This window comes from Hyphomicrobiaceae bacterium, from assembly GCA_041397645.1.
Classification (GTDB): domain Bacteria; phylum Pseudomonadota; class Alphaproteobacteria; order Rhizobiales; family Hyphomicrobiaceae; genus Hyphomicrobium_B.
Window position 1 is genome coordinate 1,309,473 of record JAWKWE010000004.1, and the last position, 25,059, is coordinate 1,334,531.

The window sequence follows — 25,059 nt, forward strand, 5'->3', positions numbered from 1 at the left end:
ATCAGGTCAGACAGAGGATCTTTGGCCAGTCGACGTAAACAGTCGAAAATCCGAACGCTGCAATAGAGAGTCCGACCGCGGAGCGCAACAACACACCTTTGTTGAGTTTGGAGAGCGCGCGAATGCCAAACGCCGAAGCGATGATAGCTGGCAAAGTGCCGGCGCCGAACCCGAGCATCCAGGCGGCGCCGCCCTGGAAGGTGCCCTGCAACGTCGCGCTGAACAGCGCGCCGTAGACCATGGGGCACGGACTGACGCCCCAGGTAAACCCGGTTGCCATTGGGCCGATCACGGGCCGGCGCCGCAACGGTGCGAGCACCCGTTCGAGCGTTTCTGAAATCCGCGCGACCCCGCTGTCCACCCCGGCGATGGCGGGCATCAGGCCGGCGATGGTGAGGCCGATGAACATCAACGAGACCGCCGCGGCCCACTGGATGACCCGGTAGGCGTTGTCGGGATTGATGAAGGTGAACGCCGCTGAGCCCACAAGTCCGACGACGCCGCCCGCCAAAGTGTAAGCCAGGATGCGTCCACTCTGCATGGCGGCAAGCACTGTGATGTTGCCGCGCGCGCCTTCTGGGCGAAACAGGAACAGCAAGCTGGAAGCAATGCCGCCGCACATCGAGGCACAATGCAGCGCGCTCGCTAATCCGAGCATCAGGCCGCCAGCAAATGCCAATGCGAGGCCATCCATTGCGTCGTGAAGACTCCTATTCGTGCGGCTTAGTTGGAAAGGCTGGCGCGTGGGGCTTTTCGTCATCAAGCGCGCGCCAAGCGGCCCCTTCGAGATCGTCATATTGATGCGTCTTCAGCGACCATAAGAACGCCGCCAGGCCCAATCCGCCAAGGAATAGCGCTACGGGAATCAACCAAGCAAGCGATGTCATGCCTTTAGCTCCAGTCGCATGGCCTTGAGACGCACGGCATTTGCGGTGACCGTAATTGAAGACGCCGACATTGCAATGGCGGCAATTAGCGGAGTAACCAATCCCGCAACGGCCAACGGCACAAAAATGGCGTTGTAGACGATGGCGATGCCAAAGTTTTGAAGAGCCAAGCGGTGTGCGCTCTTGGCGACAGCGAGTGCATCGCCCACGCCTGCCAGCGATTTGCCCTGTAATATCGCGTCGGCGGTTGTTTGACTGATGTCGGCAGCGCTTGCAGGTGAGAGCGATGCGTGCGCGGTAGCAAGCGCGGGGGCATCGTTAATGCCATCGCCAATCATCAAGACATGCCGTCCTGCCGCCTTGAGCTCGTCAAGGCGGGCGATCTTTTGATCCGGGTGCTGTCCGCCGCGCCAATCGGTGATGCCGGCTTCGTGAGCCGCGGCTTCAACGGCTTGCGGCCGATCGCCTGAAAGGACTTCAACAGAAAAACCTCCAGCCTTCAGCCGGGCAATCGTCTCAGCCGCATCGTCGCGCAACGTATCGACGACATGGAAAGCCGTGACTTTGCCCGCCGCATCGCGATAGCAGATCGAACCGGTGCTTTCGTTTTTGTCGGCGCCGCACCATTCCGCTGAACCCAGACGTTCCTCGCCTTGTTGAGTGATCCGCGAAAGCCCGCAGCCGGGAATCTCGCGTACGTTGTTCGCAGGCTCCACGCGTTGCCCGCGCACCGTGGCCTCGGCCACGATCGCGCGTGAGTAAGGATGACGGCTCGCGGCAGCGAGGGAGGCCGCGCGGATCAGAACGTCGTCGGGAAGGAGCCCGGTATCTGCCAGTTTTGGCTCGCCGGTCGTAAGCGTTCCGGTTTTGTCGAAGACCACGGTATCGATCTCCGACATGCGTTCGAGACCGTCGGCAGCTTTAAGGATCAGTCCGCGCGCGAAGAGCCGGCTAGATGCTGCAACTTGAACCGCAGGGACCGCCAGCGCGAGCGCGCACGGGCAGGTAACGATGAGAACGGCAATGGCCTTGGTCAGCGCCGGTTCCCAGCCTTGTCCCATCAGCATCCAACCGATGAAAGTCATAAGGCCCAGCAAATGGACGGCCGGGGCGTAGATACGTGCGGCGCGATCGGCCAAGCGCATATAGCGTCCGCGGTTCTGCTCGGCTGCTTCCATCAGCCTTGAGATTTCTGCGATCAGTGAACCTTCCTCGGTCGCGGTTGCTTCCACGACGAGCGGCCCAGTCAGATTTAAAGTGCCTGCATAAACGCGCGTGCCCTCGGACACCTTCTTTGGTGCGGTCTCGCCGGTGAGCAGACTGTCGTCTATATCGCTGACGCCTTCGCGAACTATGCCATCGGCGGCGATGCGCTCCCCGGTCGCTGCGAGCACGCGCATTCCGGGTTTGAGGTTTTTGGCGGAAATCCGCTCCACGCGGTCATCGTCATGGACGCGGGAGGCAAAGTAGGCGCGAAACCCAAGCAGGTTTGCCGCTGCGCCCGCCGCTTTCGTCCGCATCTGTTGATCGAGCAGTCGCCCGATCAAGAGGAAGGCGAGCAATGTGATGGCTGCGTCGAAATAGACGTTGTGTGTGCCGCGGATCGTATGAAAGAGGCTCATGGCCGTTGCGAGCAGCACGCCCAGAGAAATCGGCACATCCATATTGAGACGGCCGCCACGCAGCGCGCCGGCTGCGGACTTGAAGAATGGCTGGCCCGCATAAGCGATGGCGGGCAGTGCAATAAGCGCCGACAGCCAATGGAACATCGACTGGACCGAGTCTTCCATATCGCCCGACGCCGCTCCGGCCCACACGGATACCGATAGCAACATCACGTTCATGGCGGCGAAGCCGGCAACACCAAGTCGCTTGAGAAGATCTCCGTCGCGGGCAGCTGCCTCGGCGTCAGGAGTTGCTGAAAGCTCTGCCGCTTCGTGCCCGGCCTTCGTCAAAGCGCCGATCAGTTCTTCAATGCTGAGTTTGTCGGTTTCGTGTGCGATCGAGACGCGCCGCGCCGCAAGATTGGCCCGCGCGCTGACCACGCCGGGGAGTTTGCAGAGCGTACCTTCGACCGATTGGATGCAAGCGCCGCAATGCATGTCGTTGACGGCAAGCGTCACGTGCTCAATAACCGGACCGTTGTCGTTCGTTACGACCGGTCCTGAAGCGGCACGGGCTGCTCCATCGCCAGGTTGTGACCCGGCGTCGACGCGTCTCAAGGCTTCAGCCATAAGCGCTCCTTGGCGCGGTACAGGATGCCCTTGTCCGCGTTGGCGGAATCGACGGCCTCGATGCTGGCGATGTAAGTCCCAGCGGCGCGATGCGGAAGGGAGGCCTCGTAGGCGCCTTCGGGCGTTTGTGCGAGCGTGACCGTGACGTCCTCAACTTCGCTGGCGGGGCGGCCGAGGGTTGCCGTGATGGTCAAGCCGCTCACGGCTTTGCCGTCCTTGTCGCGGATATCGATGGATAGCCTGTCGCCCGAGGGCGCCAGCTTGATTTGGTCGCGCCATCCGAGCTGGGCCTGACGCTCTGATGCTTCGATGCGTTCGTTATACTTCAAGCCTTTGCGATACGGCTCGTTCGAAACGACGCCGGAATTGGTCTTGAGCGCCATGTCGATGAAATAGCCATTCACCGCGAAGATGATGCCAAAAAAGCCGATGAGACCGTATAGGACGTGACGGCCGGTGATTACGAAGGTTGTGTCGGACATTTTGGACATGGCGTCATGGCCTCCGGAATGTTGCTTTGCGCGTGGCGATCGTGTCGCTCTGGGTATCTTTGACGATGAAGTTGAATGGCTCGGTCTGGGAAGCGAGCTTGGAGAGGGCCGCAGCCGGGACGGTCACGAAGACGCGCGTTTCGCTCAGCACGTCAGTCGGAACGACGATCGAGGGCTTGTCTTGGTCTTCCCGTCCGCTCAGCACCATGTGACTACCCTCCGGCAGGCCTTCGATGCCGACGGTAAACGTGCGCGGTTCATGCAGCTTGTTCAGGACCTTGAGGGTAAAGCCGTTGCGGATGTCGCCATTGGCCAGCTGAACGAACAGCGGGTTGCGGTCGGCCATGACGTTGGCTTCAACAACCGAACGGTGCAGCAGCGTCCCAAGCATGATGAAGCCGACCAGTGCGATCAGCCCGATATACAGAAATGTACGCGCGCGAAAAATCTTGACGGGCGAGGTCGATCCTTTGGCGACGGCCTCCTGATTTGCAATCGTGTCATAAGCGATGAGGCGGGTTGGCCGCCCGATCTTCGTCATGATGTCGTCGCAGGCGTCGATGCATAGCGCGCACTGGATGCATTCGAGCTGCAGACCATCGCGAATATCTATGCCCATCGGGCAGACGGCGACGCACGCTTTGCAATCGATGCAATCACCCGTGACCCGCTCTGGCCCTGCGCTCTTGCGGATAGGTCCGCGAGGTTCGCCACGCTGATCGCGGTAGGAGATCAACAGCGATTCATGATCGACCATCGCGCCTTGGATGCGAGGCCACGGACACATGTAGATGCAGACCTGTTCGCGCGCGATGCCGCCGAGCAGATAGGTGGTGCCGGTGAGAATGGCGATGAAGAGATACGCCTCCTTGGGAGCCGTTCCGTGCAGCAGTTCTTGAGCAAGGGTCGGCGCATCAGCGAAGTAGAAGACGAACGCACCGCCGGTGGCCACCGCAATGGCAATCCAGGTTAGGTGGGTCATGAGCTTCTTGAAGATCTTGGAGAGACCCCACGGCTCTTTGTCCAGGCGGATGCGCGCGTTGCGGTCACCCTGCCAGAAGCGTTCAACCAGAACCATCAGGTCGGTCCAAACGGTCTGCGGACAGAAGTAGCCGCACCAGACGCGGCCGGCGACGGACGTGACAACGAAAAGAACGAGAGCGGCGAGAACGAGCAGGCCGGTGACGTAATAGAACTCCTGCGGCCAGATCTCGATGCCGAACATAAAGAAGCGGTTGTTGGCCATGTCGAGCAACACGGCCTGATTGGGCAGCTCCGGCCCGCGATCGTATCGGACCCAAGGAATGAGGTAATAGATGCCCAGGCACAGGGCCATAAGGGCCCATTTCAGATTGCGATAAGTGCCGTGGGTGAGTTTTGGATAGATCTTTTGCCGAGACGCATATCCAACGCGATCGACGCGGCGGTTTACGGCCGCCACGTCGTGTATTTCTGGTTTCGGTGCTTCTTGCTTGCCGGAGTGCTGAAGCATGTCGTGTTGTGTCTTTCTTTAGGTCAGGAGGCTTGCGTTACTTGCCGCCTCCCAGACCGTGAACGTAAATCGCGAGCGTCTTGATGGTGACCGGATCAAGACGGGTATGCCATTGAGGCATGATGCCTCCGCGGCCTGTCTTGATGGTCTGCATCACGTCGGCCTTGTCGCCGCCGTACAGCCAGATCGCGTCCGTCAGGTTGGGTGCGCCAAGCTCCTGATTGCCGGTTCCCTTCTCGCCATGGCAGACCGCGCAGTTGTCGGCAAAGATCGTTGCACCACGTGCGGCAGCCTCTTTGTCGGTCGATTTGCCCGACAGAGAGAGAACGTATTCGGCAGCATCGGAGATCTGCTTTTCGTCGAGAACCTGGTCGAGACCGAAGCGCGGCATGGCAGAGCTGCGAGTATCGGTATCCTCGGAGCGGATGCCGTGCGTGATGGACTGTTGGATGGCGTCGAGAGAGCCGCCCCACAGCCAGTCATCGTCGTTCAGGTTCGGGTAGCCATTTGCGCCTTGAGCACCGCGACCGTGGCACGGTGCGCAGTTCGCTGCGAATGCAGCAGCACCCGAAGCTGTCGCAAAGCGCAGCAGCTCTGGGTTCTTGGCAATATCGGCAATGGCCGCCTTTTCAACCTCGGTACGATACTGAGCTTGTGCGGCCTTTCCTGCAGCGACTTCCTGCATCACTTCCTGACGCTGGCTGTAGCCGAGCATACCCTTTGTGTAGCCATTCATCAAAGGCCAAGCCGGATACGCGATCCAGTAGCCGATTGCCCAGACGATGGTGGCGTAGAAGGTGTAGAGCCACCAGCGCGGAAGAGGCTTGTTAAGCTCCTTGAGGTCACCGTCCCAAACGTGACCGGTGGTCTCAACGCCCGTGGCGTGGTCGATTTCTTTATTATGTCCCATAGGTCTGCCCTCAGTCGGCGCTTCTGGAGCCAGTATTGGATTCTTCCAAATCCAATGCCTGGCGCTGTGCATGTTCGAGCCGATCACGGTTCGACGGCCAGAAGACATAGCCGAGCACGATCAGGAAAATGGCAATGAATAAGATCAGCGATATTGTCTGACTCACTGCCGCGACGTTTTCGTAGGTCATTCGCTTGAACTCCTACCTGAGGTTTGGCCCGGAAGCGTCGAAGCTCGCGAAATCGACCAACGTGCCGAGCATCTGCAGATACGCGATGACCGCATCGAGCTCAGACACCTTGCTCGGATCACCGTCGAAATCGGCAACCTTTGCCTTGGGATATCGCTTCAAGAGCTCGCCAGCTTCCTTGCTGTCAGGTTGGACCTGAGCCTCAAGGTCGGTTAGCGCGTTCGAAACCATCGCATCGTCATAAGGCACGCCGATCGTCTGGAGCGTCTTAAGCTTTTCTCCGATATTATAGGTATCGAGCTTGCGTTCCTTCAACCAAGGATAGGACGGCATGATGCTCTCCGGCACGACGGCGCGGGGATTGGTCATGTGCTCCGCGTGCCATTGATCGGAATATTTGCCGCCGACGCGAGCGAGGTCGGGACCGGTACGCTTGGAACCCCACTGGAAGGGGTGGTCGTACATGCTTTCGGCCGCGAGGCTGTAGTGGCCGTAACGCTCGACTTCATCGCGCAAGGTGCGGATCATCTGCGAATGGCAGACGTAGCATCCTTCGCGAATGTAGATGTCGCGTCCGGCGAGTTCGAGAGGTGAATAGGGACGCATCCCTTTCACCTTCTCGATTGTGCTGTCGACCCAGAACAGCGGTGCGATCTGGAACAGGCCGCCGATCGAGACGACGACAAGAACGCAGACGAGCAGCAGGATGGAGTTCTTTTCAAGGATTTCGTGTTTCATGTTTCTGGATCCTTACTCGGCCGGCTGCAGACGAAGCTCAGGCGCTGCCGCGACACGGGGCTGTTCGGCCGCATCGACGCTTTCGTCACCTCGGATCGTGCGCCACAGATTGTAGGCCATGATCAGCGAGCCGAGGACGAACAGACCGCCGCCGGTTGCACGGATGATGTAGTAGGGATGCATAGCTTCGACCGTCTCCACGAACGAGTAGGAGAGGAAGCCGAGCTTGTCGTAGGCCCGCCACATCAAACCCTGCATGATGCCCGACACCCACATCGAGGTGATGTAGAGCAGGATGCCGATGGTCGAGATCCAGAAGTGCCATTCAACCAGACGGATCGAGTAAAGCGCCTTGCGCTTCCACAGCCACGGAACGAGGCAGTAGATTGCGCCAAACGACACCATTGCGACCCAGCCGAGTGCGCCGGAATGAACGTGGCCGATGGTCCAGTCGGTGTAGTGCGACAGAGAGTTGACGGCCTTGATGGACATCATCGGGCCTTCGAAGGTCGACATGCCGTAGAACGCCACCGAGACTACGAGCAGACGCACGACCGGGTCGGTACGCAGCTTGTCCCAGGCGCCCGAAAGCGTCATCAGACCGTTGATCATGCCACCCCAAGAGGGCATCCACAGCATGATCGAGAACGTCATGCCAAGGGTTTGGACCCAGTCGGGAAGGGCGGTATAGTGCAAGTGGTGCGGACCAGCCCAGATGTACAGGAAGATAAGGGTCCAGAAGTGGACGATCGACAGCCTGTAGGAGTAGACGGGACGCTCAACGCGCTTCGGGATGAAGTAGTACATGATCCCGAGGAAGCCGGCGGTCAGGAAGAAGCCAACCGCGTTATGGCCATACCACCACTGCGTCATGGCATCCTGCACGCCACCGAAGAGCACGTAGCTCTTTGGCTCATAGAGCGAGATCGGGAGTGCGAGGTTGTTGACGATGTGCAGCATGGCAATCGTCACGATGAAGGCAAGATAGAACCAGTTTGCCACGTAGATGTGGGGCTCCTTGCGCTTCATGATCGTTCCCAGGAAGACCACGAGATACACGACCCAGACGATCGTGAGCCACAGATCCGCATACCACTCGGGTTCAGCGTATTCCTTGCTCTCCGTGATGCCCAGCAGGTAGCCTGTACCCGCGATCACGATGAAAAGGTTGTAGCCGTAGATGACAAACCAGGGTGCCCAGTAGCCGAGCAGTCGGGCATGTGTCGTGCGTTGAACCACGTAGAACGAGGTTGCCAGCAGCACGTTACCGCCGAAAGCGAAGATAACCGCCGAAGTGTGCAGCGGCCGCAGACGACCAAAACTGGTCCAGGGCATGTCTAGGTTCAGGACAGGGAAGGCCAGCTGCCAAGCGATGATGTCGCCGACAAGGAACCCTGCGATACCCCAAAACACTGCTGCGACGACCGCGAAGCGGATAGGCCCATCCAAGTAACCGCTTGAATCTGCGACCCGCTCCTTGAACATCTGGGTCAGGACGTAAATTGCGGCTATTGCGGCTGCGGCCGTGAAAACCCAACCATGGAAAGACATCGCTGGATCGGGAGATCCCAGACCCAGTGCGACGCCGACGACGGCGAATACGACAGCCGTTAATACGGCCATGGCATCGCCAAATGCGCTTTTTTCTGTGTGTGTGACTGCCATTTTGTGCTCCCCGGACACGGGGCATCGCGGCCAAGCTGAAGTGGGGCCAGACGCCAGTTGTCGTTGTCGCTAGCCGGGTTCGATGGCGCGTTGATCAAAGTCAAACTTGCGGCGATTCAACTCTGCGAACTTAGTAGGAAACTGCCAATGGATCCGCGTGTTAACGAAATTGGGAGCAACTATGTCGCGGCAGCACGATAAATAACTGTAAGCAGACTTTTTTCAGGGCGCGCCGGTCTCTTGCCGGCTCACCGTCCTTAGCCTACTTCTTACGCATTGCCAAATGCATAGCGGCCCCTAGCGCCGCTGGTAGCCGATGTTTTGATGTTACGTTGCCAAGCCTACACGCTGAGCAGCAGATGCTCGCGTTCCCAAGGGCTGATGACGCGCATGAACTCTTCGAATTCGGAGCGCTTCAACGCGAGGTAGACGTGACTGAACCGCTTGCCTAGGACCGAACGAAGCTCCTCGCACTCTTCAAAAGCGATCAACGCTTCCAAGAGGCCGCGCGGCAATTGGTGGTCATTGCGATAGGCGTTGCCAATGACGGGCTCGCGTGGCTCCAGCGCATTCTTCATGCCCAGGTAGCCGCAGGCCAGACTGGCAGCCACGGCGAGGTAGGGATTAGCGTCCGAACCCGGCAGCCGGTTCTCCACCCGGCGCGCGTTATCGGGGGAAATTGGTATGCGCAACCCGGCTGAGCGGTTGTCATGCCCCCACTCCACGTTGATCGGGGCGGCGCCACCAGGGACGAGGCGGCGGTACGAGTTCACATAGGGCGCAAACAGGCACATGGCGGCTGGCAGGTAGGTCTGCTGGCCGGCAAGGAAGTTGAAAAACAGTCCGCTGGGCGAACCATCGTCCTTGGTGAAGATGTTGCGTCCGGTCTTTCTGTCCACGATGCTCTGGTGGATGTGCATGGCGCTGCCCGGCTCGTTCTCCAGCGGTTTGGCCATGAAGGTCGCATAACAGTTCTGCCGGAACGCGGCTTCGCGGATCGTGCGTTTGAAGAAGAACACCTGGTCGGCGAGGTTCACCGCATCGCCGTGCAGCAAATTGATTTCAAGCTGAGCGGCGCCGCCTTCCTGGATAATGGTGTCGATCTTTAAATATTGCAGCTCGGCGAATTCGTAGACGTCGTCGACGATCTTGTCATATTCGTCCACCGCGCCAAGGCTGTAGGCTTGGCGGCCCGCACCCTTTCGGCCCGATCTTCCAACCGGAGGCTCAAGCGGGTAATCGGGATCGGTATTCGTTTTGGTCAGATAGAATTCAAGTTCCGGCGCCACGACCGGGACCCAACCCTCCTTGTCATAGAGATTGAGGACGTGCCGCAGCACGTTGCGTGGAGCGATCTCTACCGGGCTACCGTTTTGCCAAGTCGCATCGTGGATGACCTGGGCTGTCGGGCTGGAGGCCCATGGTGCCGGACGGATGGTCGATAGGTCTGGAACCATCACCAAATCGCTCTCGGCATAAAGTGTTTCGCCGTCTTCTTCGAAGCCGACGTAGTCGCCCGTAATGGTTTGATGAAAGATCGAAATCGGAAGGTGCACAGCGCCAAGCTTGGCAAATTTCTCCGCCGGCATGGTCTTGCCGCGCGCAACGCCGGCAATATCCGGCACTGCACAATCGACTTCTTCAATACGATGTTCGCGAAGCCAAGTCTTGATGGTGTCAGAGGTCGCGCCCGCACCGTAGCCATCGGCCTCGGGGGATGTCGCGCCGTATTCGGCAGTCATGATTGCACCTGGAATTATAGATGATCGCTCGTTCGCATGGTCAGTTAACGGGCGCTGCTGCATCAGAGATTTGCAGACGTTCTGCTTGTAGCTGGCCAATTTTATGATCACAATGGCCCAGTAAGGCAAGGGATAAGGGGTCTCTAGCTTTACGGGCTTACCGTCCGTGTGCCAACTTGGCCCACCGGTGGGGCAATTGCCGAAATCGCCAGAAAGGTCTTTCCCATGATTGGTCAACAAGGCGCCCGCCGCTCTCTTGCGACGAGCTTCGCTATCGCTCTATGCGCTGTCTCGCTATTCGTCTTCGCGCAACCCTCGTCCGCCGCCGACAAAGAAGTCCGCGTCTATAACTGGTCCGACTACATCGATTCCTCAGTGCTTGAGGACTTTACCAAAGAAACCGGCATTAAGGTCATTTACGATGTTTTTGACAGCAACGAAGTCCTAGAGACGAAGTTGCTTGCTGGTGGAACCGGATACGACGTCGTCGTGCCCTCAGGACCGTTCCTGTCGCGCCAGATCAAGGCGGGCGTGTTCCAGAAGCTCGATAAGTCGAAGCTGCCCAACCTATCCAACATGTGGCCCGACATCCAGAAGCGGTCTTCGATTTACGACCCGGGCAACGAGTACTCGATCAACTACATGTGGGGCACAACCGCCATCGGTTACAACGAGGCGAAGATCAAGGAGCGTATGCCCGACGCTCCAGTCAACTCTTGGGATATGTTCTTCAAGCCCGAGGTCATTTCAAAATTCAAAGACTGCGGTATCCACGTTCTCGATGCGGCCGACGACGTACTCCCGGCTGTGTTGAACTATCTGGGTCTTGATCCCAACACCAAGAACCCTGATGACCTCAAGAAGGCGGCGGATCTCATGGAAAAGATTCGTCCCAACATTCTGAAGTTCCACTCTTCCGAGTATATCAACGCGCTGGCCAACGGCGACATCTGCCTTGCCATCGGATATTCCGGCGACATTCTGCAAGCCAAGAGCCGCGCTGAGGAAGCAAAGAACAATCAGGTTATCGTCCTGTCGTTGCCGAAGGAAGGCGCGCAGATGTGGTTCGACCAGATGGCGATTCCCGCCGACTCCAAGCACGTCGATGAAGCCCACGCCTTCCTCAACTTCATGATGAAGCCTGAGGTGATTGCGAAGTCCTCGAACTTCGTCCAGTACGCAAACGGCAACCTCGCTTCGCAAAAATTCCTCGACGACGAGGTGAAGGACAACCCGAACGTTTATCCCGACGAGGAGACGATGAAGCGGCTGTTCGTGAAAACGGCATACGATGCAAAGACGCAGCGTGTCGTTACGCGGCTGTGGACCAAGGTCGTCACGGGCCAATAGCCCTCAAGGCATTCTGGCGTTCGCGCGAGACACGGATTTCGTGCGAACGCTCCAAGCCACTGCTTCGCGTCGGAATAGTTCCAAGCGACGCAGCCATATTGAGGTAGATGAAGATGGATACGGCGACGGCGACAGCGGGTACACAACCGAAGGCGCGGCTAGCCCGCACCTTTGCTCCTCAGTCGGGGTTTACGCCCTGGAATGATCCTAACGAAAAGCCGATCGTTCGGTTCGAAAACGTCACCAAGAGGTTCGGCGACTTCGTGGCTGTAAAGGACATCACGCTCGATATTTATGAGCGTGAATTCTTCGCCCTGTTGGGCCCCTCGGGCTGTGGCAAGAGTACGTTGCTGCGGATGCTTGCGGGCTTTGAAAAGCCCACCGAAGGCCGTATCCTGGTCGGTGGCACCGACATCACCGATCTGCCACCCTACGAGCGCATGGACGTGAACATGATGTTCCAATCCTACGCGCTATTTCCTCATATGACGGTAGAAAAGAACATCGGCTTCGGCCTGCGCCAGGAAGGCATGGCCAAAGCTGACATCGATGCACGCGTCGCGGAAGCGATGTCGCTGGTCGAGCTGCAGAAGTTCGCCCATCGCAAGCCCCATCAGTTGTCGGGCGGTCAGCAGCAGCGCGTTGCGTTGGCTCGCGCCATAGCCAAGAAGCCTCGGATCATGCTTCTCGACGAGCCCTTGGGCGCACTCGACAAGCGTCTACGCCAGAGCGCCCAGTTTGAGTTGATGCGCATTCAGGAGACGACAGGCACCACGTTCATCATCGTGACGCACGATCAGGAAGAAGCAATGACTGTCGCAAGCCGCATCGGCGTGATGAACCACGGCGAACTGGCGCAGATTTCCACCCCAGGTGAAATCTATGAAGCACCTGAATCCTGCTATGTGGCGGAGTTCATCGGCGACGTGAACCTGTTTGAGGGCAAGGTGGCCTCGCTGTCGCAAGGCATGGCCGAGATTGAGTGGGTTGGCGGCGGCCGCTTCAAAGCTTCTGCGCCGCCAGGTCTTACTACCGGGCAGCAGGTATGGCTTGCCCTGCGGCCTGAAAAGGTGGTCATCTCGCTGCACAAACCCACCGCCGACGCCAATGTTATACCGGGGAAGGTCGATGACGTCGGCTATCTCGGTTCCATATCGCACTATCATACCAAGGTTGCGACCGGACAACGCGTGACCGCTTTGCGGGCGAATGTCGCTCAATCGGCGGAAGCGAACATCAAATGGGAAGACGATGTTTGGCTGAGCTGGCCGGTGGATGCCGGCGTGGTCCTTACAAAATAGCTGCACAGGTTCGGAATGGAGATCTCCATGCCCACGTCTGACATGCAAAAGGCCAAGGAGATGTCGCGATGCGCCGCTGGTATGTGATCGCCGCGCCCTATCTGTGGCTGTTGGTGTTTTTCCTCGTTCCCTTCCTGATCGTTTTCAAGATATCGCTGTCCGATATCGCGATGGCCATTCCGCCATACACGCCGACGCTCGATCTTTCGGAGGGCTGGCAAGGGATCAAGGACTTCTTCTCGGGGCTCGATTTCGAGAACTACGCGTTCATCTTCAGCGATCAGCTCTACATAGGCGCCTACTGGTCGAGCTTGAAAATTGCCGCCTTTGCGACCTTCCTCACACTTCTTGTCGCTTACCCGATTGCCTACGGCATGGCACGCGCGCCCAAGGAGTGGCAGCCCACGCTGATGATGCTCGTCATCCTGCCATTCTGGACTTCCTTCCTGATCCGCGTTTATGCGTGGATCGGCATTTTGAAGAAGGAGGGACTGCTCAATCTGTTTCTGATGAATACGGGCCTCATCAGCGAGCCCCTCAACATCATGAACACGACGACTGCGGTCTATATCGGCATCGTCTATTCGTACCTGCCGTTTATGATCCTGCCGCTTTACACGAGCCTGGAAAAGATCAAGCCATCGCTTCTTGAAGCGGCGGAAGACCTTGGCTCTCCGCCGTGGAAGGCGTTTTGGCAGGTGACGTTCCCGCTCTCGGTCCCAGGCATTGTCGCGGGCAGCCTGCTCGTTTTCATTCCGGCCGTCGGCGAATTCGTTATCCCGGATCTCCTGGGCGGCTCAGAGACGTTGATGATCGGCAAAACCCTGTGGAGTGAGTTCTTCAACAACCGCGATTGGCCGGTCGCCTCCGCCGTCGCCGTGATCCTGCTGATCGTGCTGGTCGTTCCGATCATGCTGTTCCAGAGGATGCAGGAAAAGCAGAGGGAGGCCGGCTGATGAATACGCGCTTTTCTTGGTTCAATATAACTTCGATCGTGCTCGGCTTCGCGTTTTTGTACGTGCCGATTCTGCTGCTCATCATCTACTCGTTCAACGAGAGCAAGCTCGTCACGGTCTGGGGTGGATGGTCAACGAAGTGGTATTCGGGTCTGCTCGACAACCAGGCGCTGATCGACGCCGCGTGGGTGACTTTGCGGGTAGGGTTGGTGGCGGCGACGATCGCCACGATCCTGGGGACACTGGCAGCGATTGTGCTGGCCCGCATGGGCCGCTTCCGGGGCCGCACGCTGTTCTCCGGACTGGTGTTTGCGCCGCTGGTTATGCCCGAAGTAATCACCGGTCTGTCGTTGTTGCTGCTGTTTGTGGCGCTCAATTTCGATCGCGGATTCTGGACAGTTACGATCGCGCATGCCACCTTTTCCATGTGCTTTGCCGCGGTCGTGGTGCAATCGCGCCTGCTGGATTTCGACAAGTCAGTTGAAGAGGCTGCAATGGATCTGGGGGCATCCCCGGTCACGACTTTCTTCGAAGTGACGCTGCCGATCATCGCGCCCGCGGTCATTTCTGCGTGGCTACTGGCCTTCACGCTTTCGCTCGATGACTTGGTCATCGCGAGTTTCACCACGGGACCAGGCGCGACCACTCTGCCGATCAAGATCTATTCGCAGGTTCGCCTCGGCGTGACTCCTGAAATCAATGCGGTTTCGACGATCATGATCTCTCTGGTCGCACTCGGTGTGCTCGCCGCGTCGCTTGTGAGCAAGCAGCAAGCACTCCGGCGTGAGAAGGAGACGCGCGCGGTCGATGCCGGCGCGGGTTAATCGGGTTTACATGGCTGAAGATCACGTCAATTCCTATTATGCAGCGACGATCAACGACACCACGCGCTATCCTCGTGCCGAAGGCGAGATGGTGGCGGACGTATGCGTCGTCGGCGGCGGCTTTTCCGGGGTTTCTTCGGCGCTGACGTTGGCTGAGCGCGGCTACAAGGTCGTGCTCGTTGAAGCCAATCGCATAGGCTGGGGTGCCTCCGGGCGCAACGGCGGGCAGATCATCGGCGGGATATCGGGTGAGCACAATATCGAGCGGCAGCTGGGCGCGGCCGGCCGCGCGCTGCTACGCGACATTCGCTATCGCGGCAACGAGATCGTCGAAAGCCGCATAGCCAGGTATGGCATCGCGTGTGATTTCAAGCATGGCTGGATGGAAGCCGCCGCGCGCGAAAAACACCTGCCGCAGATGCGCGAGTACGTGGAAGGCCGCCATGCGGAAGGTGATGGCGAAGGTCTCGAAATCGTCGAGCCGGGCGCCATGGCTGACGTACTTGGGACCAAGATCTATTACGGCGGCTATATAGATCGCCGTAGCGGGCACCTCCATCCCCTTAACCTGTGTCTTGGAGAGGCACGGGCGGCCGCGTCGCTCGGTGTCCGGATTTTCGAAGACAGCCCCGTCGTTGAGATCAGTGGTGGCAGTCCTTGCGTGGTGAAGACTGGGCGCGCGCGCATCAAGGCTACGAGCGTGATTCTGGCCGGGAGCACGGAGCACAAGTTTCAGCGTGGGCCCTTGCGTGGGCTCACCTTTCCGACCGGCAGCTACATCATCGCGACAGAGCCCCTAGACGAGGCGACGGCGAACGAGCTCAATCCGCAGGATCTCGCGGTCGCCGACAGCAACATCGTGCTCGATTATTTTCGCCTGTCGGCCGACCGGCGGATGCTGTTCGGTGGGCGCTGCAACTACTCAAACCGCGATCCCTCCGATCTGCGGGCTTCGCTGCAACCGAGACTGGTTGAGATCTTCCCGGCTCTTGCCCAGAAGCGCATCGAGTTTGCCTGGGGCGGTCGAATCGGAATCGTTTTGACGCGCATTCCGGCGATCGGGCGCCTGGAGCCGAACGTTTATTACCTTCAGGGCTACTGCGGGCACGGCGTCAACACGACTCACATCGCAGCTGAGATCGTCTGCGATGCGATCGCTGGGACGATGGAAAAGTTCGATCTGTTTGAGAAGATCAAACACGTGCGGTTGCCCGTGGGGCGCTGGGCCGGCAACCAGATGCTGGCGCTAGGGATGCTCTATTATCGAATCCGCGACTTGCTTTAGGCGCTGGTTTCGCCTGACGCCCCGAATAATCTAAATAAGTCGACCAACCACCGTTCACCGAACTCCCAAAACGAAAACCGGGGCCACAAGGGCCCCGGCTCCGATTCTGCTCCGGATGGGAAGAGCTTATTAGGGAAGCGTAGCCTTCACAGAGAAGACGAAACGGCTGTCCGACAGACCGGTGTAGGTGTCACCCGGCGTCTGATCGAGGTTGGTGTCCCAGTAGCGGAAGTCGAAGGTGAACTTCTCGACTGCGAGAGCAAGACCAACGTTCCAGTAGGTGTAGTTGTCGGTAAGGCCCGAGAAAGCACCAGCGTTATCGGGATCATCCGAGTAGCCCAAGGTGCCGCTAAGCGTCGGCGTGAAGATATGCATCTGAGGCAGCTCGTAAGCCAAAGTGCCTTCGACCGTCCAGGTCGTCGGATAGTTGCTCTGATCAGGGGTGTAATAGAACGTTACGCCGCCCGACAGGTTCTTAAAGATCTCGGTCGAAACGCCAGCCTTCAGTTCCAGGTAGTTACCCGGATCGTCAGCGATCGGATACAGGTAACCGATCAAGCCGAAGTCGAAGGTGAACCGATCCCACGTCGGCTTGATGCCCGCGTAAAGGTCGAGCTCCATCGGAGCGTAAGCGCCGTCGCCCTTAACGCCGACGTTCGATGCCCATGCACCGGCATAGAAGATGCCGTAGGACATATCGACAGAACCCTGAGCCGCCGGCTCTTCGTTATTGAGAGACAAACCGCGGAAGACGTAATCGCTGGTGCCACCGACGGTGATTGACCATTCGAAAGCGCGATCTTCTGCGTTTGCAGCGCCCGCGAGTGCAGTGCTGGCGAGAGCCGCAACGCCAGCCAGCTTGGTGAACTTATTCATAGTAATGGACCCCCGTCCCTTGATGTCTAGGCGAACGATGTGGACCGGAAGCCCGACTCTTTCGTTCGCGGTAACGCTAAGGAACCAGAATTGTGACCGATCACTCAAGCAATACTTCGCCACACAGCGGTGCTTGCAGATCGGCGTTGCATATTCGTCACTATGAACGAGTTTCCTGCATCAAATCCTTTCGACTTGCTTAAGTTTTAGGCTGGTTCAACGCGTCAAGAGATTGGTCGGAAGTGGCCTGTGCGCAACTTCACGCAGCGAGAAACTGGATTTGAGTCGCGCCACACCGGGCAATCGAGAGAGCTGCTCCTTATGGATCCGTTCAAAATCGGCTAGATCGCGTGCCAGTACCGTCAGGAGATAGTCGTCGTCGCCGGACATCAGGTGGCAAGAGACGATGTTCGGCGATGCCGCCGCCGCCCTTTCGAAAGCTGCCAGCAGCTCTTCGTTCTGACTTTTCAATGCGATCTGGATGAACGCCGTCATGTGCAGGCCGAGCGCGTCGCGATTAAGCTTGGCCGCATAGCCCTCTATGACCCCGTCGCGTTCAAGCTGCCGAATCCGGCGCGCAATCGCGGTGGCGGAAAGGGGAATTCTCTCAGCAAGTTGCACCTGCGATTGCCGTGCATCATGGGAAAGCGCGTCGAGGATCGCCTTATCCAGCGCATCTAGATGCATAATTGCAGAAATCCTGCGCAAAAATTAAAACTAGCGCAGTATATATGCAATTTGTGGCCATATGGCAACGAAATTCGCGCCGTAATAAACCGGAGGCTGAGGCATGATTCACATCAACGACAGACATGGCGAAGCGCCAACCACAGCGGAGAACCAAAATGCGGATCGGCGTTCCTACGGAAATCAAGAGCAACGAGTTTCGTGTTGGTCTGGTGCCCTCATCGGTGCGCGAGATCACTGCCCGCGGGCATGAGGTCCTCGTTCAGTCAGGCGCTGGCGAGGGCATCTTCGCGGACGATGCGGCTTACGTGAAAGCTGGCGCCCGGATCGTCCCGACCGCCGAAGCAGTCTTTGCCGAAGCCGACATGATCGTGAAGGTGAAGGAGCCGCAGGCCGTCGAATACAATCGCCTGAAGCCGCACCAGATCCTGTTCACCTATCTCCACCTGGCACCCGACGCAGAGCAGGCCCGCGGCCTCATGGCCTCAGGCGCGACGGCGATTGCGTATGAAACGGTTACGGACGCTCAGGGTGGACTTCCGCTTCTGGCGCCGATGAGCGAAGTCGCCGGACGGCTTTCCATCGAGGCCGCCGCCTTGGCTCTGCGTCGTCCAACCGGTGGACGAGGCGTGCTGATGGGTGGCGTTCCCGGGGTCAAGCCGGCGAAAGTTGTTGTACTGGGCGGCGGTGTCGTTGGCACGCACGCTGCGCGCATGGCGGTTGGCCTGGGCGCGGACGTCACCATCATCGACCGTTCGATTCCCCGCCTTCGCCAGCTCGACGAGTTGTTCGAAGGGCGCGTGCGGACGCTGGCATCGACCCTCGACGCGATCGAGACGGAAGTTCTCGCCGCTGACGCCGTGATTGGTGCGGTTCTGGTTCCTGGCGCTTCCGCACCCAAGCTGGTGACGCGCGCCATGCTCAAGGACATGAAGAAGGGGTCTGTTCTGGTCGACGTTGCCATCGATCAGGGCGGCTGCTTTGAAACGTCGCGTCCCACGACACATGCCGAGCCGACCTATCAGGTTGACGGGGTGATTCACTATTGCGTGGCCAACATGCCCGGCGCGGTGCCCTCCACGAGCGCACAGGCACTCAACAATGCCACCTTGCCCTTCGTTCTCAAGCTTGCAGACAAGGGTGTGGCGGCGCTTGATGACGACCGTCATCTTGCTGCGGGTCTGAACGTCAAAGCCGGCCGCATCACGCACGCCGCTGTTGCTGCCTCGCTGGGATTTGACCGCCTGGAAGCCAACTTCGCTGTGGCCGCCGAGTAAACTTACGGAACCCCCGTGCCGCCCGCCATTCCTCCGGGCGTCACAAGAAGAACAGGCCAGCTTCATCCGAAGCTGGCCTGCTTTTTTGGGGCTAAGGAAAGGCAGAAGGTCACTGCATCAGCGCGAATACGGTGTGCGGCTCGACAAGAGCGATGAGTTTGCTCAGCTGTCGTCTTCCTTGTCGTCATCGTCGCCTTTGTCTTCCGGATCGCGCATATCGCAAGGATCACCCATCGGCATGGTCATTACTGCGATGCCCATCGCGAGGCTGGCGAACGTCAGTGCGTTCATCGCGTAAAGAAGGGCTACCGCGAGGTAGGGATTTTCCGATTCCTCGATGAGGTCTTTGATGCCGGAGATATTCGACATCAAAATCAGTGCCGCAAACGCGATTCCGACGGCCACGCCAAAAGCCAGATGCCGGCTGAGAAAACGCAGCAGCGTTGGCAGGCGCATATAGCGCTCAATAACGGAGGCGCGTGCGCGGGTTATGAAACTGCTGAGCGTAGCCGCCATGTTGTGTGCTCCAGGCACTGCGAAATTCAGGCGAACAACTGCTAATCTACCGTGCGTGGCGGATTTCGCCAATGGCGCACAAACGCCATCGCCTGATTGTGGTCAGTCGCTAGGGCCCCAACGAGGCGTACCGGTTCGTGCTTTTCTACTTCAGGCTCGGGAAATTGAATTCCGCACCTTTACGGATGCCGGTAGGCCAACGGGCGGTGATGGTCTTGAGCCGCGTGTAAAATCGCACGCCCTCCGGTCCATAAATTGAGTGATCGCCGAACAGCGAGCGTTTCCAGCCGCCGAACGAATGATAGGCCACGGGCACGGGGATTGGGACGTTGATGCCTACCATGCCGACTTCGATGCGGTCGGCAAATGCGCGTGCGGCGTCGCCGTCGCGGGTGAAGATCGCAGTTCCGTTGCCGTATTCGTGGCTGTTGATGAGGTGCGCAGCCTCGTCGTATGAGCCTGCGCGCACCACCGACAGAACAGGACCGAATATCTCCTGCTTGTAGATCTCCATCTCCTTGGTCACGCGGTCGAATAACGTGCCTCCGAGGAAGAACCCGTTTTCATAGCCCTGCAGTTTGAACCCGCGTCCATCGACGACGAGTTCGGCGCCTTCCTTCACGCCGGAATCTATAAGATGGGTAATGCGCTGCTTGGCCTGCGCAGTGACGACCGGACCCATCTCGCTATCCGGGTCGGTCGCCGGGCCAACTTTGAGGCTGCGCACCTTAGGCGCGAGCGCTTCGACCAACTTGTCGGCGGTTTTCTCGCCCACGGGCACGGCGACGGAGATTGCCATGCACCGCTCGCCAGCCGATCCATAGCCAGCGCCCATCAGGGCATCGACGGCCTGGTCCATATCGGCGTCCGGCATGACGATCATATGGTTCTTGGCGCCGCCCAACGCTTGGATGCGCTTGCCGTTGGCGCAGCCTCGCGCGTAGACGTACTGCGCAATCGGCGTCGACCCGACGAAGGAGACCGCGGCGATATCTGGGTGATCGAGAATAGCGTCGACTGCCGCCTTGTCGCCGTGCACGACGTTGAGGACGCCTTCGGGGAAGCCTGCCTCCTGAAACAGCTCCCAGGCAAGCATGACAGCCGAAGGGTCGCGCTCCGACGGTTTCAAGATGAACGTGTTTCCACATGCGATGGCGACGGGATACATCCACATCGGCACCATAGCGGGGAAGTTGAACGGCGTGATGCCGGCGACGACGCCGAGCGGCTGACGGTCAGACCATGAGTCGATGTCGGGGCCGACGTTGCGCGAATATTCGCCCTTCAAAAGATGCGGTATGCCGCACGCGAAATCGACGACGTCGATGCCGCGCTGAAGCTCGCCAAGCGCGTCGGCGTGGGTCTTGCCATGTTCGGCGGAAATAGCTCGCGCAATTTTATCGGCGTTCTTTTCCAGCAGCTCCTTGAACTTGAACATCGGCTTTACGCGCTTGGTCGGCGGCGTGGTGGCCCAAGTCGCGGCAGCTTTCTTTGCCACCGCGACGGCCGCATTGACTTCCGCCACCTCTGAGAGCGGAAGGCGCGCGACTTCCTCGCCGGTGGCTGGATTGAATACGGGGGAGAAGCGCTGGGACGCCGAAGCTACTTTGCGTCCGCCGATGCCATTCGGGATCGTTTCCATAATCAACAGTCTCGTCGTTGCTTGTTATTTATAAGTTAGCTCGCCTTGAGGGCCTTGGTCATAATGTCGAAGAGCTGGTCGATCTGGTCCTTCGAAATAATGAGAGGCGGTGACAGAGCGATAATGTCTCCGGTCTGGCGGATCAGAAGTCCAGCTTCGAATGCCTTGATGAACAGATCGAAGGCGCGTTTGGCAGGCTGGCCTGGGATCGGTTCGACCTCGATAGCTCCGATCAGACCGATGTTACGCAGATCGATGACGTGCGGCATGCCGCGTAGGGCGTGCAGGCGCTCTTCCCAGTAGGGCGCAAGTTCCTTGGCGCGTGTGAGGAGTCCTTCCTCCTGATAGGTATCGAGTGTCGCGATGCAAGCCGCCGAGGCAATTGGATGCCCGGAGTACGTGTAGCCATGGAAGAAGTCGATCACGTCCTCCGGTCCTTGCATGAACGCATCAAACACCTTGGAGGAAACGAACACGCCGCCGAAAGGAACGACGCCGTTGGTGATACCTTTCGCGGTGGTGATGATGTCGGGCGTGACACCGAAGTAGTCGGTGCCGAAGGGAGCGCCAAGGCGCCCGAACGCAGTTATCACCTCATCGAAGATCAACAGAATGTCGTGCTTTGCGCAGATCGCCGCCAATCTCTCCAGGTAGCCGTTGGGCGGAATGAGAACGCCCGTCGAGCAGGCGACCGGCTCGACTATGCAGGCTGCGATGGTTGAGGCGTCGTGCAGGGCCACGAGCCTTTCCAGATCATCCGCAAGCTCAGCGCCGTGTGCGGGTTGTCCGCGCGAAAAAGCATTGCGGGCGAGATCATGCGTGTGGCGAAGGTGATCGACGCCGGGAAGCAGCGCGCCGAACATCTTGCGATTATTCGAAATGCCGCCGACGGACGTCCCACCGAAATTGACACCGTGGTAGCCCCGCTCGCGTCCGATCATGCGGACCTTGGTGGCGTTGCCTTTTGCGCGATGGTAGGCGATCGCCATTTTCAGAGCGGTCTCAACGGACTCCGAACCCGAGTTTGTGAAAAACACGTTCTCGAAGCCCTTGGGCGCAATGTTGACAAGACGCGACGCGGCCTCGAATGCCTTGTCATGCCCCATCTGGAAGGTTCCGGCATAGTCTAGAGTTGCGGCCTGCTTGGCGACCGCCTCCGCGATTTTGGGGCGGCAGTGCCCGGCATTCACGCACCAAAGCCCTGCGGTGCCGTCCAGCACCTTGCGGCCGTCGTCGGTTACGTAATGCATGTCTTTAGCGCCGACGAAAATACGCGGCGCTTTCTTGAATTGCCGGTTTGCGGTGAAAGGCATCCAGAAGGCTGAAAGATCGTTGGTCTTGCTATGTATGTTCATGGCCATGTCCAGGCGCGTGCCTGTCCCTGAAGGGAGCTGAATTAGATTTGTTCGCGCGCCAAGCGGTGCGCGGCCAAAGTGAGTGCGCCGTACACTCAGGTCGTACGGCTGACGGCGTCGGTCAGGCTTTCGGCAAAGACGTCCATGCCCTCCTGCACCAGGTCGTCGCTGGCGGTGAGGGGAACGAGGAACCGAATTACATTTCCGTATGTGCCGCACGACAACAAGATCAGGCCGCGTTCGTTGGCGGCTTTGAGAAGATTTGCTGTCAGTGCCGCGTCGGGCTCGTGGCTCGATCCATTCTTCACCAGTTCCAACGCGCACATAGCACCAAGACCTCTTATATCACCGAAGCAATTGAGGTTGGAGCGCTCCTTGAGTTCCTTGAGGCGCGTGGTGATTATGGTGCCGATGGCGTTGGAGCGGCTGCAGAGGTCTTCGTCCTCGATGATGTCGAGGACCGTGTGAGCGGCGGCGCAGGCGACGGGATTTCCAGCGTAAGTGCCGCCAAGGCCGCCGGGGTTGGCCGCATCCATCACTTCGGCACGGCCGACGATTGCCGCCAGCGGCATTCCGCCCGCCAGACCTTTTGCCATGGTGACGATATCGGCCTTCACGCCCGCATGCTCAAGTGCAAACATCTTTCCGGTGCGCGCGAAGCCGGTTTGGATTTCATCGCCGATCAGCAGGATGCCATGCTCGTCGCACAGCGCGCGTAGGGACCTCAGGAAGTCTACAGGTGCGATGTTGAAGCCGCCTTCTCCCTGCACCGGCTCGATGATGATCGCCGAAACGTTTGAAGGATCAATAGTGCTTTTGAAGAGATGCTTGAGGCTCGCAAAGCTCTGCTCGCTCGTCACGCCGTGATAGGTGTTCGGGAACATGGCGTGGTGAATGTCAGGCGGGAACGGGCCAAAGCCCTTCTTATAGGGCACGACCTTTCCGGTCAGCGCCATGCCGATGTGCGTGCGTCCGTGGAAGCCGCCGCCAAACGAGATCACGCCGGAACGGCCGGTATAGGCGCGCGCAATCTTGATGGCGTTCTCAACCGCTTCGGCGCCGGTCGAGACAAGCATGGATTTGGCAGGCTGGGGCACCGGCGCGATCGCGTTCAGGCGCTCTGCCAGAGAGATGTAGTTCTCGTGCGGCGTGACTTGGAAGCAGACATGCGTGAAAGCGTCGAGCTGCGCTTTGATTGCATCCACGATGCGCGGATGCTGATGCCCGGTGTTGACCACCGCGATCCCCGCACCGAAATCGATGTAGCGCTTGCCGTCTTCGCTCCAGATCTCTGCGTTTTTGGCCTTCTTGGCGTAGATTGCGGTTGCGTGTCCAATGCCGCGCGCAACCGCATTCTGGCGGCGGACGTGAAGCTCGGCTGAGGTCGGCATGTGGGTCTCCATAAGGATCAAAAAAATGCCTGAATGCCGGTCTGTGCGCGGCCCAGGATCAAGGCGTGAATGTCGTGCGTGCCCTCGTAGGTGTTGACGGCCTCGAGGTTCACCATGTGACGGATGACGTGATACTCGTCGGAAATGCCGTTGCCGCCGTGGATGTCGCGTGCGACGCGCGCGATCTCCAGGGCTTTGCCGCAGCTGTTCCGCTTTATCAGTGAGATCGCTTCACTCGCGAGACGTCCTTCATCCTTGAGGCGAGTTGCTCGAAGGCAAGCATGGAGGCCGAGCGTGATTTCAGTCTGCATGTCGGCAAGTTTTTTCTGGATCAGCTGGTTGGCGGCAAGCGGTTGACCGAACTGTTTGCGGTCCAGTGCATATTGGCGCGCGGCATGCCAGCAAAATTCCGCAGCGCCGAGTGCGCCCCAGGCAATGCCGAGACGTGCATTGTTGAGACATCCGAAAGGACCTTTGAGACCCTCCACATTCGGCAGCAGATGGCTTTCGGAAACCACCACGTCATCCATGACGATCTCGCCGGTGGCGGACGCACGCAGTCCGACTTTGCCTGCGATTTTGGGCGTCGAAAGCCCCTTCATGCCGCGCTCCAGAATGAAGCCGCGGATGATGCCGCCATCGGTCTTGGCCCACACCACCATGACGTCGGCGATGGGTGAGTTCGAAATCCACGTTTTGGTGCCGGACAGTTTGTAGCCGTCCGATACGCGAACGGCGCGCGTCGTCATGCCGGCGGGATCGGAGCCGTGGTCGGGTTCTGTCAATCCAAATGCGCCGACGAGTTCGCCCGAAGCAAGGCCCGGTAAATATTTGCGGCGCTGCTCATCGCTGCCGTACGCGAAGATCGGGTACATAACGAGGCTCGATTGCACGCTCAGAGCTGAGCGATAACCGCTGTCGATACGTTCGACTTCCCGGGCAATCAGGCCGTAGCCGACGTAGCTCAGCCCCGTGCCGCCGTATTCCTCCGGGATCGTCGGCCCAAGAAAGCCCATGGCCCCCATGTCCGTCATGATGGATCGGTCGAAGCTTTCATTGCGGAAGTCATCGCGCACGCGCGGCATCAGCTTGTCTTCGGCAAACTTGCGGGCGCTATCTGCAAGCAGGCGCTCGTCATCGCTCAGCGCGTCGTCGAAGGCGAGTGGATCTGCCCAGGAGAAAGCAGCTTGCCCGGAATGGTTGTTTCGCGCTGACATTTCGTATTCTGACCTCAAGGGAGTTGGCGTATG

23 protein-coding genes are annotated in these 25,059 nt (G+C 59.0%); 6 read left to right on the plus strand and 17 right to left on the minus strand.

Going from position 1 to position 25,059, the window contains the following annotated elements; all coding sequences use genetic code 11:
- Nucleotide 1: 1 nt before the first annotated feature.
- From R3D51_06020 to R3D51_06065, 10 genes are all read right to left on the minus strand, one after another.
- Entirely contained in the window at nt 2–694 is a 693-nt protein-coding gene (locus R3D51_06020; protein MEZ5899033.1) for a sulfite exporter TauE/SafE family protein, read from the minus strand.
- Between the two features lie 16 nt (nt 695–710).
- Complete coding sequence (gene ccoS, locus R3D51_06025) at nt 711–887, minus strand: cbb3-type cytochrome oxidase assembly protein CcoS (GenBank protein ID MEZ5899034.1); 177 nt, start codon at nt 885–887, stop codon at nt 711–713.
- Nucleotides 884–3,121, minus strand: coding sequence for a heavy metal translocating P-type ATPase (locus tag R3D51_06030; protein MEZ5899035.1), 2,238 nt, complete (start codon nt 3,119–3,121; stop codon nt 884–886). Before R3D51_06030 ends, ccoS begins: the two co-directional genes overlap by 4 nt.
- Nucleotides 3,106–3,612, minus strand: coding sequence for a FixH family protein (locus tag R3D51_06035; protein MEZ5899036.1), 507 nt, complete (start codon nt 3,610–3,612; stop codon nt 3,106–3,108). The genes R3D51_06030 and R3D51_06035 overlap by 16 nt, the downstream gene beginning before the upstream one ends.
- 4 nt (nt 3,613–3,616) lie before the next feature.
- Nucleotides 3,617–5,104 carry a cytochrome c oxidase accessory protein CcoG gene (gene ccoG, locus R3D51_06040; protein ID MEZ5899037.1) on the minus strand — a complete coding sequence of 496 codons (1,488 nt, stop codon included), beginning with the start codon at nt 5,102–5,104 and terminating at the stop codon, nt 3,617–3,619.
- Nucleotides 5,105–5,141: 37 nt separating this feature from the next.
- Nucleotides 5,142–6,014, minus strand: coding sequence for a cytochrome-c oxidase, cbb3-type subunit III (ccoP, locus tag R3D51_06045; protein MEZ5899038.1), 873 nt, complete (start codon nt 6,012–6,014; stop codon nt 5,142–5,144).
- Nucleotides 6,015–6,024: 10 nt separating this feature from the next.
- A complete protein-coding gene (locus R3D51_06050; protein ID MEZ5899039.1) occupies nt 6,025–6,204 on the minus strand; it encodes a cbb3-type cytochrome c oxidase subunit 3 in 180 nt (59 codons plus the stop codon).
- Between the two features lie 12 nt (nt 6,205–6,216).
- On the minus strand, nt 6,217–6,942 hold the full coding sequence (ccoO, locus tag R3D51_06055; protein MEZ5899040.1) for a cytochrome-c oxidase, cbb3-type subunit II: 726 nt from the start codon (nt 6,940–6,942) through the stop codon (nt 6,217–6,219).
- Nucleotides 6,943–6,954: 12 nt separating this feature from the next.
- Nucleotides 6,955–8,565: a cytochrome-c oxidase, cbb3-type subunit I gene (ccoN, locus tag R3D51_06060; protein ID MEZ5899041.1), complete on the minus strand. Its 1,611-nt coding sequence runs from the start codon at nt 8,563–8,565 to the stop codon at nt 6,955–6,957.
- A 383-nt stretch (nt 8,566–8,948) separates the two neighbouring features.
- Nucleotides 8,949–10,349, minus strand: coding sequence for a glutamine synthetase family protein (locus R3D51_06065; GenBank protein MEZ5899042.1), 1,401 nt, complete (start codon nt 10,347–10,349; stop codon nt 8,949–8,951).
- A 225-nt stretch (nt 10,350–10,574) separates the two neighbouring features.
- On the opposite strand from R3D51_06065, the gene R3D51_06070 reads away from it, so the two are divergent.
- The 5 genes from R3D51_06070 (at nt 10,575) to R3D51_06090 (ending at nt 16,065) form a co-directional block, all read left to right on the plus strand.
- Nucleotides 10,575–11,699, plus strand: a complete 1,125-nt coding sequence (locus R3D51_06070) for a polyamine ABC transporter substrate-binding protein (GenBank protein MEZ5899043.1) — start codon at nt 10,575–10,577, stop codon at nt 11,697–11,699.
- 113 nt (nt 11,700–11,812) lie between these two features.
- On the plus strand, nt 11,813–13,000 hold the full coding sequence (locus R3D51_06075) for an ABC transporter ATP-binding protein (protein MEZ5899044.1): 1,188 nt from the start codon (nt 11,813–11,815) through the stop codon (nt 12,998–13,000).
- Between the two features lie 68 nt (nt 13,001–13,068).
- A complete protein-coding gene (locus R3D51_06080; protein ID MEZ5899045.1) occupies nt 13,069–13,956 on the plus strand; it encodes an ABC transporter permease subunit in 888 nt (295 codons plus the stop codon).
- Nucleotides 13,956–14,780: an ABC transporter permease gene (locus tag R3D51_06085; GenBank protein MEZ5899046.1), complete on the plus strand. Its 825-nt coding sequence runs from the start codon at nt 13,956–13,958 to the stop codon at nt 14,778–14,780. Before R3D51_06080 ends, R3D51_06085 begins: the two co-directional genes overlap by 1 nt.
- A complete protein-coding gene (locus R3D51_06090) occupies nt 14,764–16,065 on the plus strand; it encodes an FAD-binding oxidoreductase (protein ID MEZ5899047.1) in 1,302 nt (433 codons plus the stop codon). Before R3D51_06085 ends, R3D51_06090 begins: the two co-directional genes overlap by 17 nt.
- Before the next feature lie 129 nt (nt 16,066–16,194).
- Here R3D51_06090 and R3D51_06095 read toward each other — a convergent pair whose 3' ends face one another.
- Nucleotides 16,195–16,941, minus strand: a complete 747-nt coding sequence (locus tag R3D51_06095) for a TorF family putative porin (protein ID MEZ5899048.1) — start codon at nt 16,939–16,941, stop codon at nt 16,195–16,197.
- 216 nt (nt 16,942–17,157) lie between these two features.
- On the minus strand, nt 17,158–17,628 hold the full coding sequence (locus R3D51_06100) for an Lrp/AsnC family transcriptional regulator (GenBank protein MEZ5899049.1): 471 nt from the start codon (nt 17,626–17,628) through the stop codon (nt 17,158–17,160).
- 158 nt (nt 17,629–17,786) lie between these two features.
- Here R3D51_06100 and ald point away from each other — a divergent pair, with 158 nt between their 5' ends.
- Nucleotides 17,787–18,905, plus strand: a complete 1,119-nt coding sequence (ald, locus tag R3D51_06105) for an alanine dehydrogenase (protein MEZ5899050.1) — start codon at nt 17,787–17,789, stop codon at nt 18,903–18,905.
- A gap of 162 nt (nt 18,906–19,067) precedes the next feature.
- Here ald and R3D51_06110 read toward each other — a convergent pair whose 3' ends face one another.
- From R3D51_06110 to R3D51_06130, 5 genes are all read right to left on the minus strand, one after another.
- Nucleotides 19,068–19,421, minus strand: a complete 354-nt coding sequence (locus R3D51_06110; GenBank protein ID MEZ5899051.1) for a hypothetical protein — start codon at nt 19,419–19,421, stop codon at nt 19,068–19,070.
- A 145-nt stretch (nt 19,422–19,566) separates the two neighbouring features.
- Nucleotides 19,567–21,063 (minus strand): CoA-acylating methylmalonate-semialdehyde dehydrogenase, encoded by a 1,497-nt coding sequence (locus tag R3D51_06115; GenBank protein MEZ5899052.1) that lies wholly within the window; start codon nt 21,061–21,063, stop codon nt 19,567–19,569.
- Nucleotides 21,064–21,098: 35 nt separating this feature from the next.
- Entirely contained in the window at nt 21,099–22,424 is a 1,326-nt protein-coding gene (locus tag R3D51_06120) for an aspartate aminotransferase family protein (GenBank protein MEZ5899053.1), read from the minus strand.
- An 89-nt stretch (nt 22,425–22,513) separates the two neighbouring features.
- Entirely contained in the window at nt 22,514–23,809 is a 1,296-nt protein-coding gene (gene gabT / locus R3D51_06125) for a 4-aminobutyrate--2-oxoglutarate transaminase (protein MEZ5899054.1), read from the minus strand.
- Nucleotides 23,810–23,826: 17 nt separating this feature from the next.
- Nucleotides 23,827–25,026 carry an acyl-CoA dehydrogenase gene (locus R3D51_06130; GenBank protein MEZ5899055.1) on the minus strand — a complete coding sequence of 400 codons (1,200 nt, stop codon included), beginning with the start codon at nt 25,024–25,026 and terminating at the stop codon, nt 23,827–23,829.
- Nucleotides 25,027–25,059 lie beyond the last annotated feature (33 nt).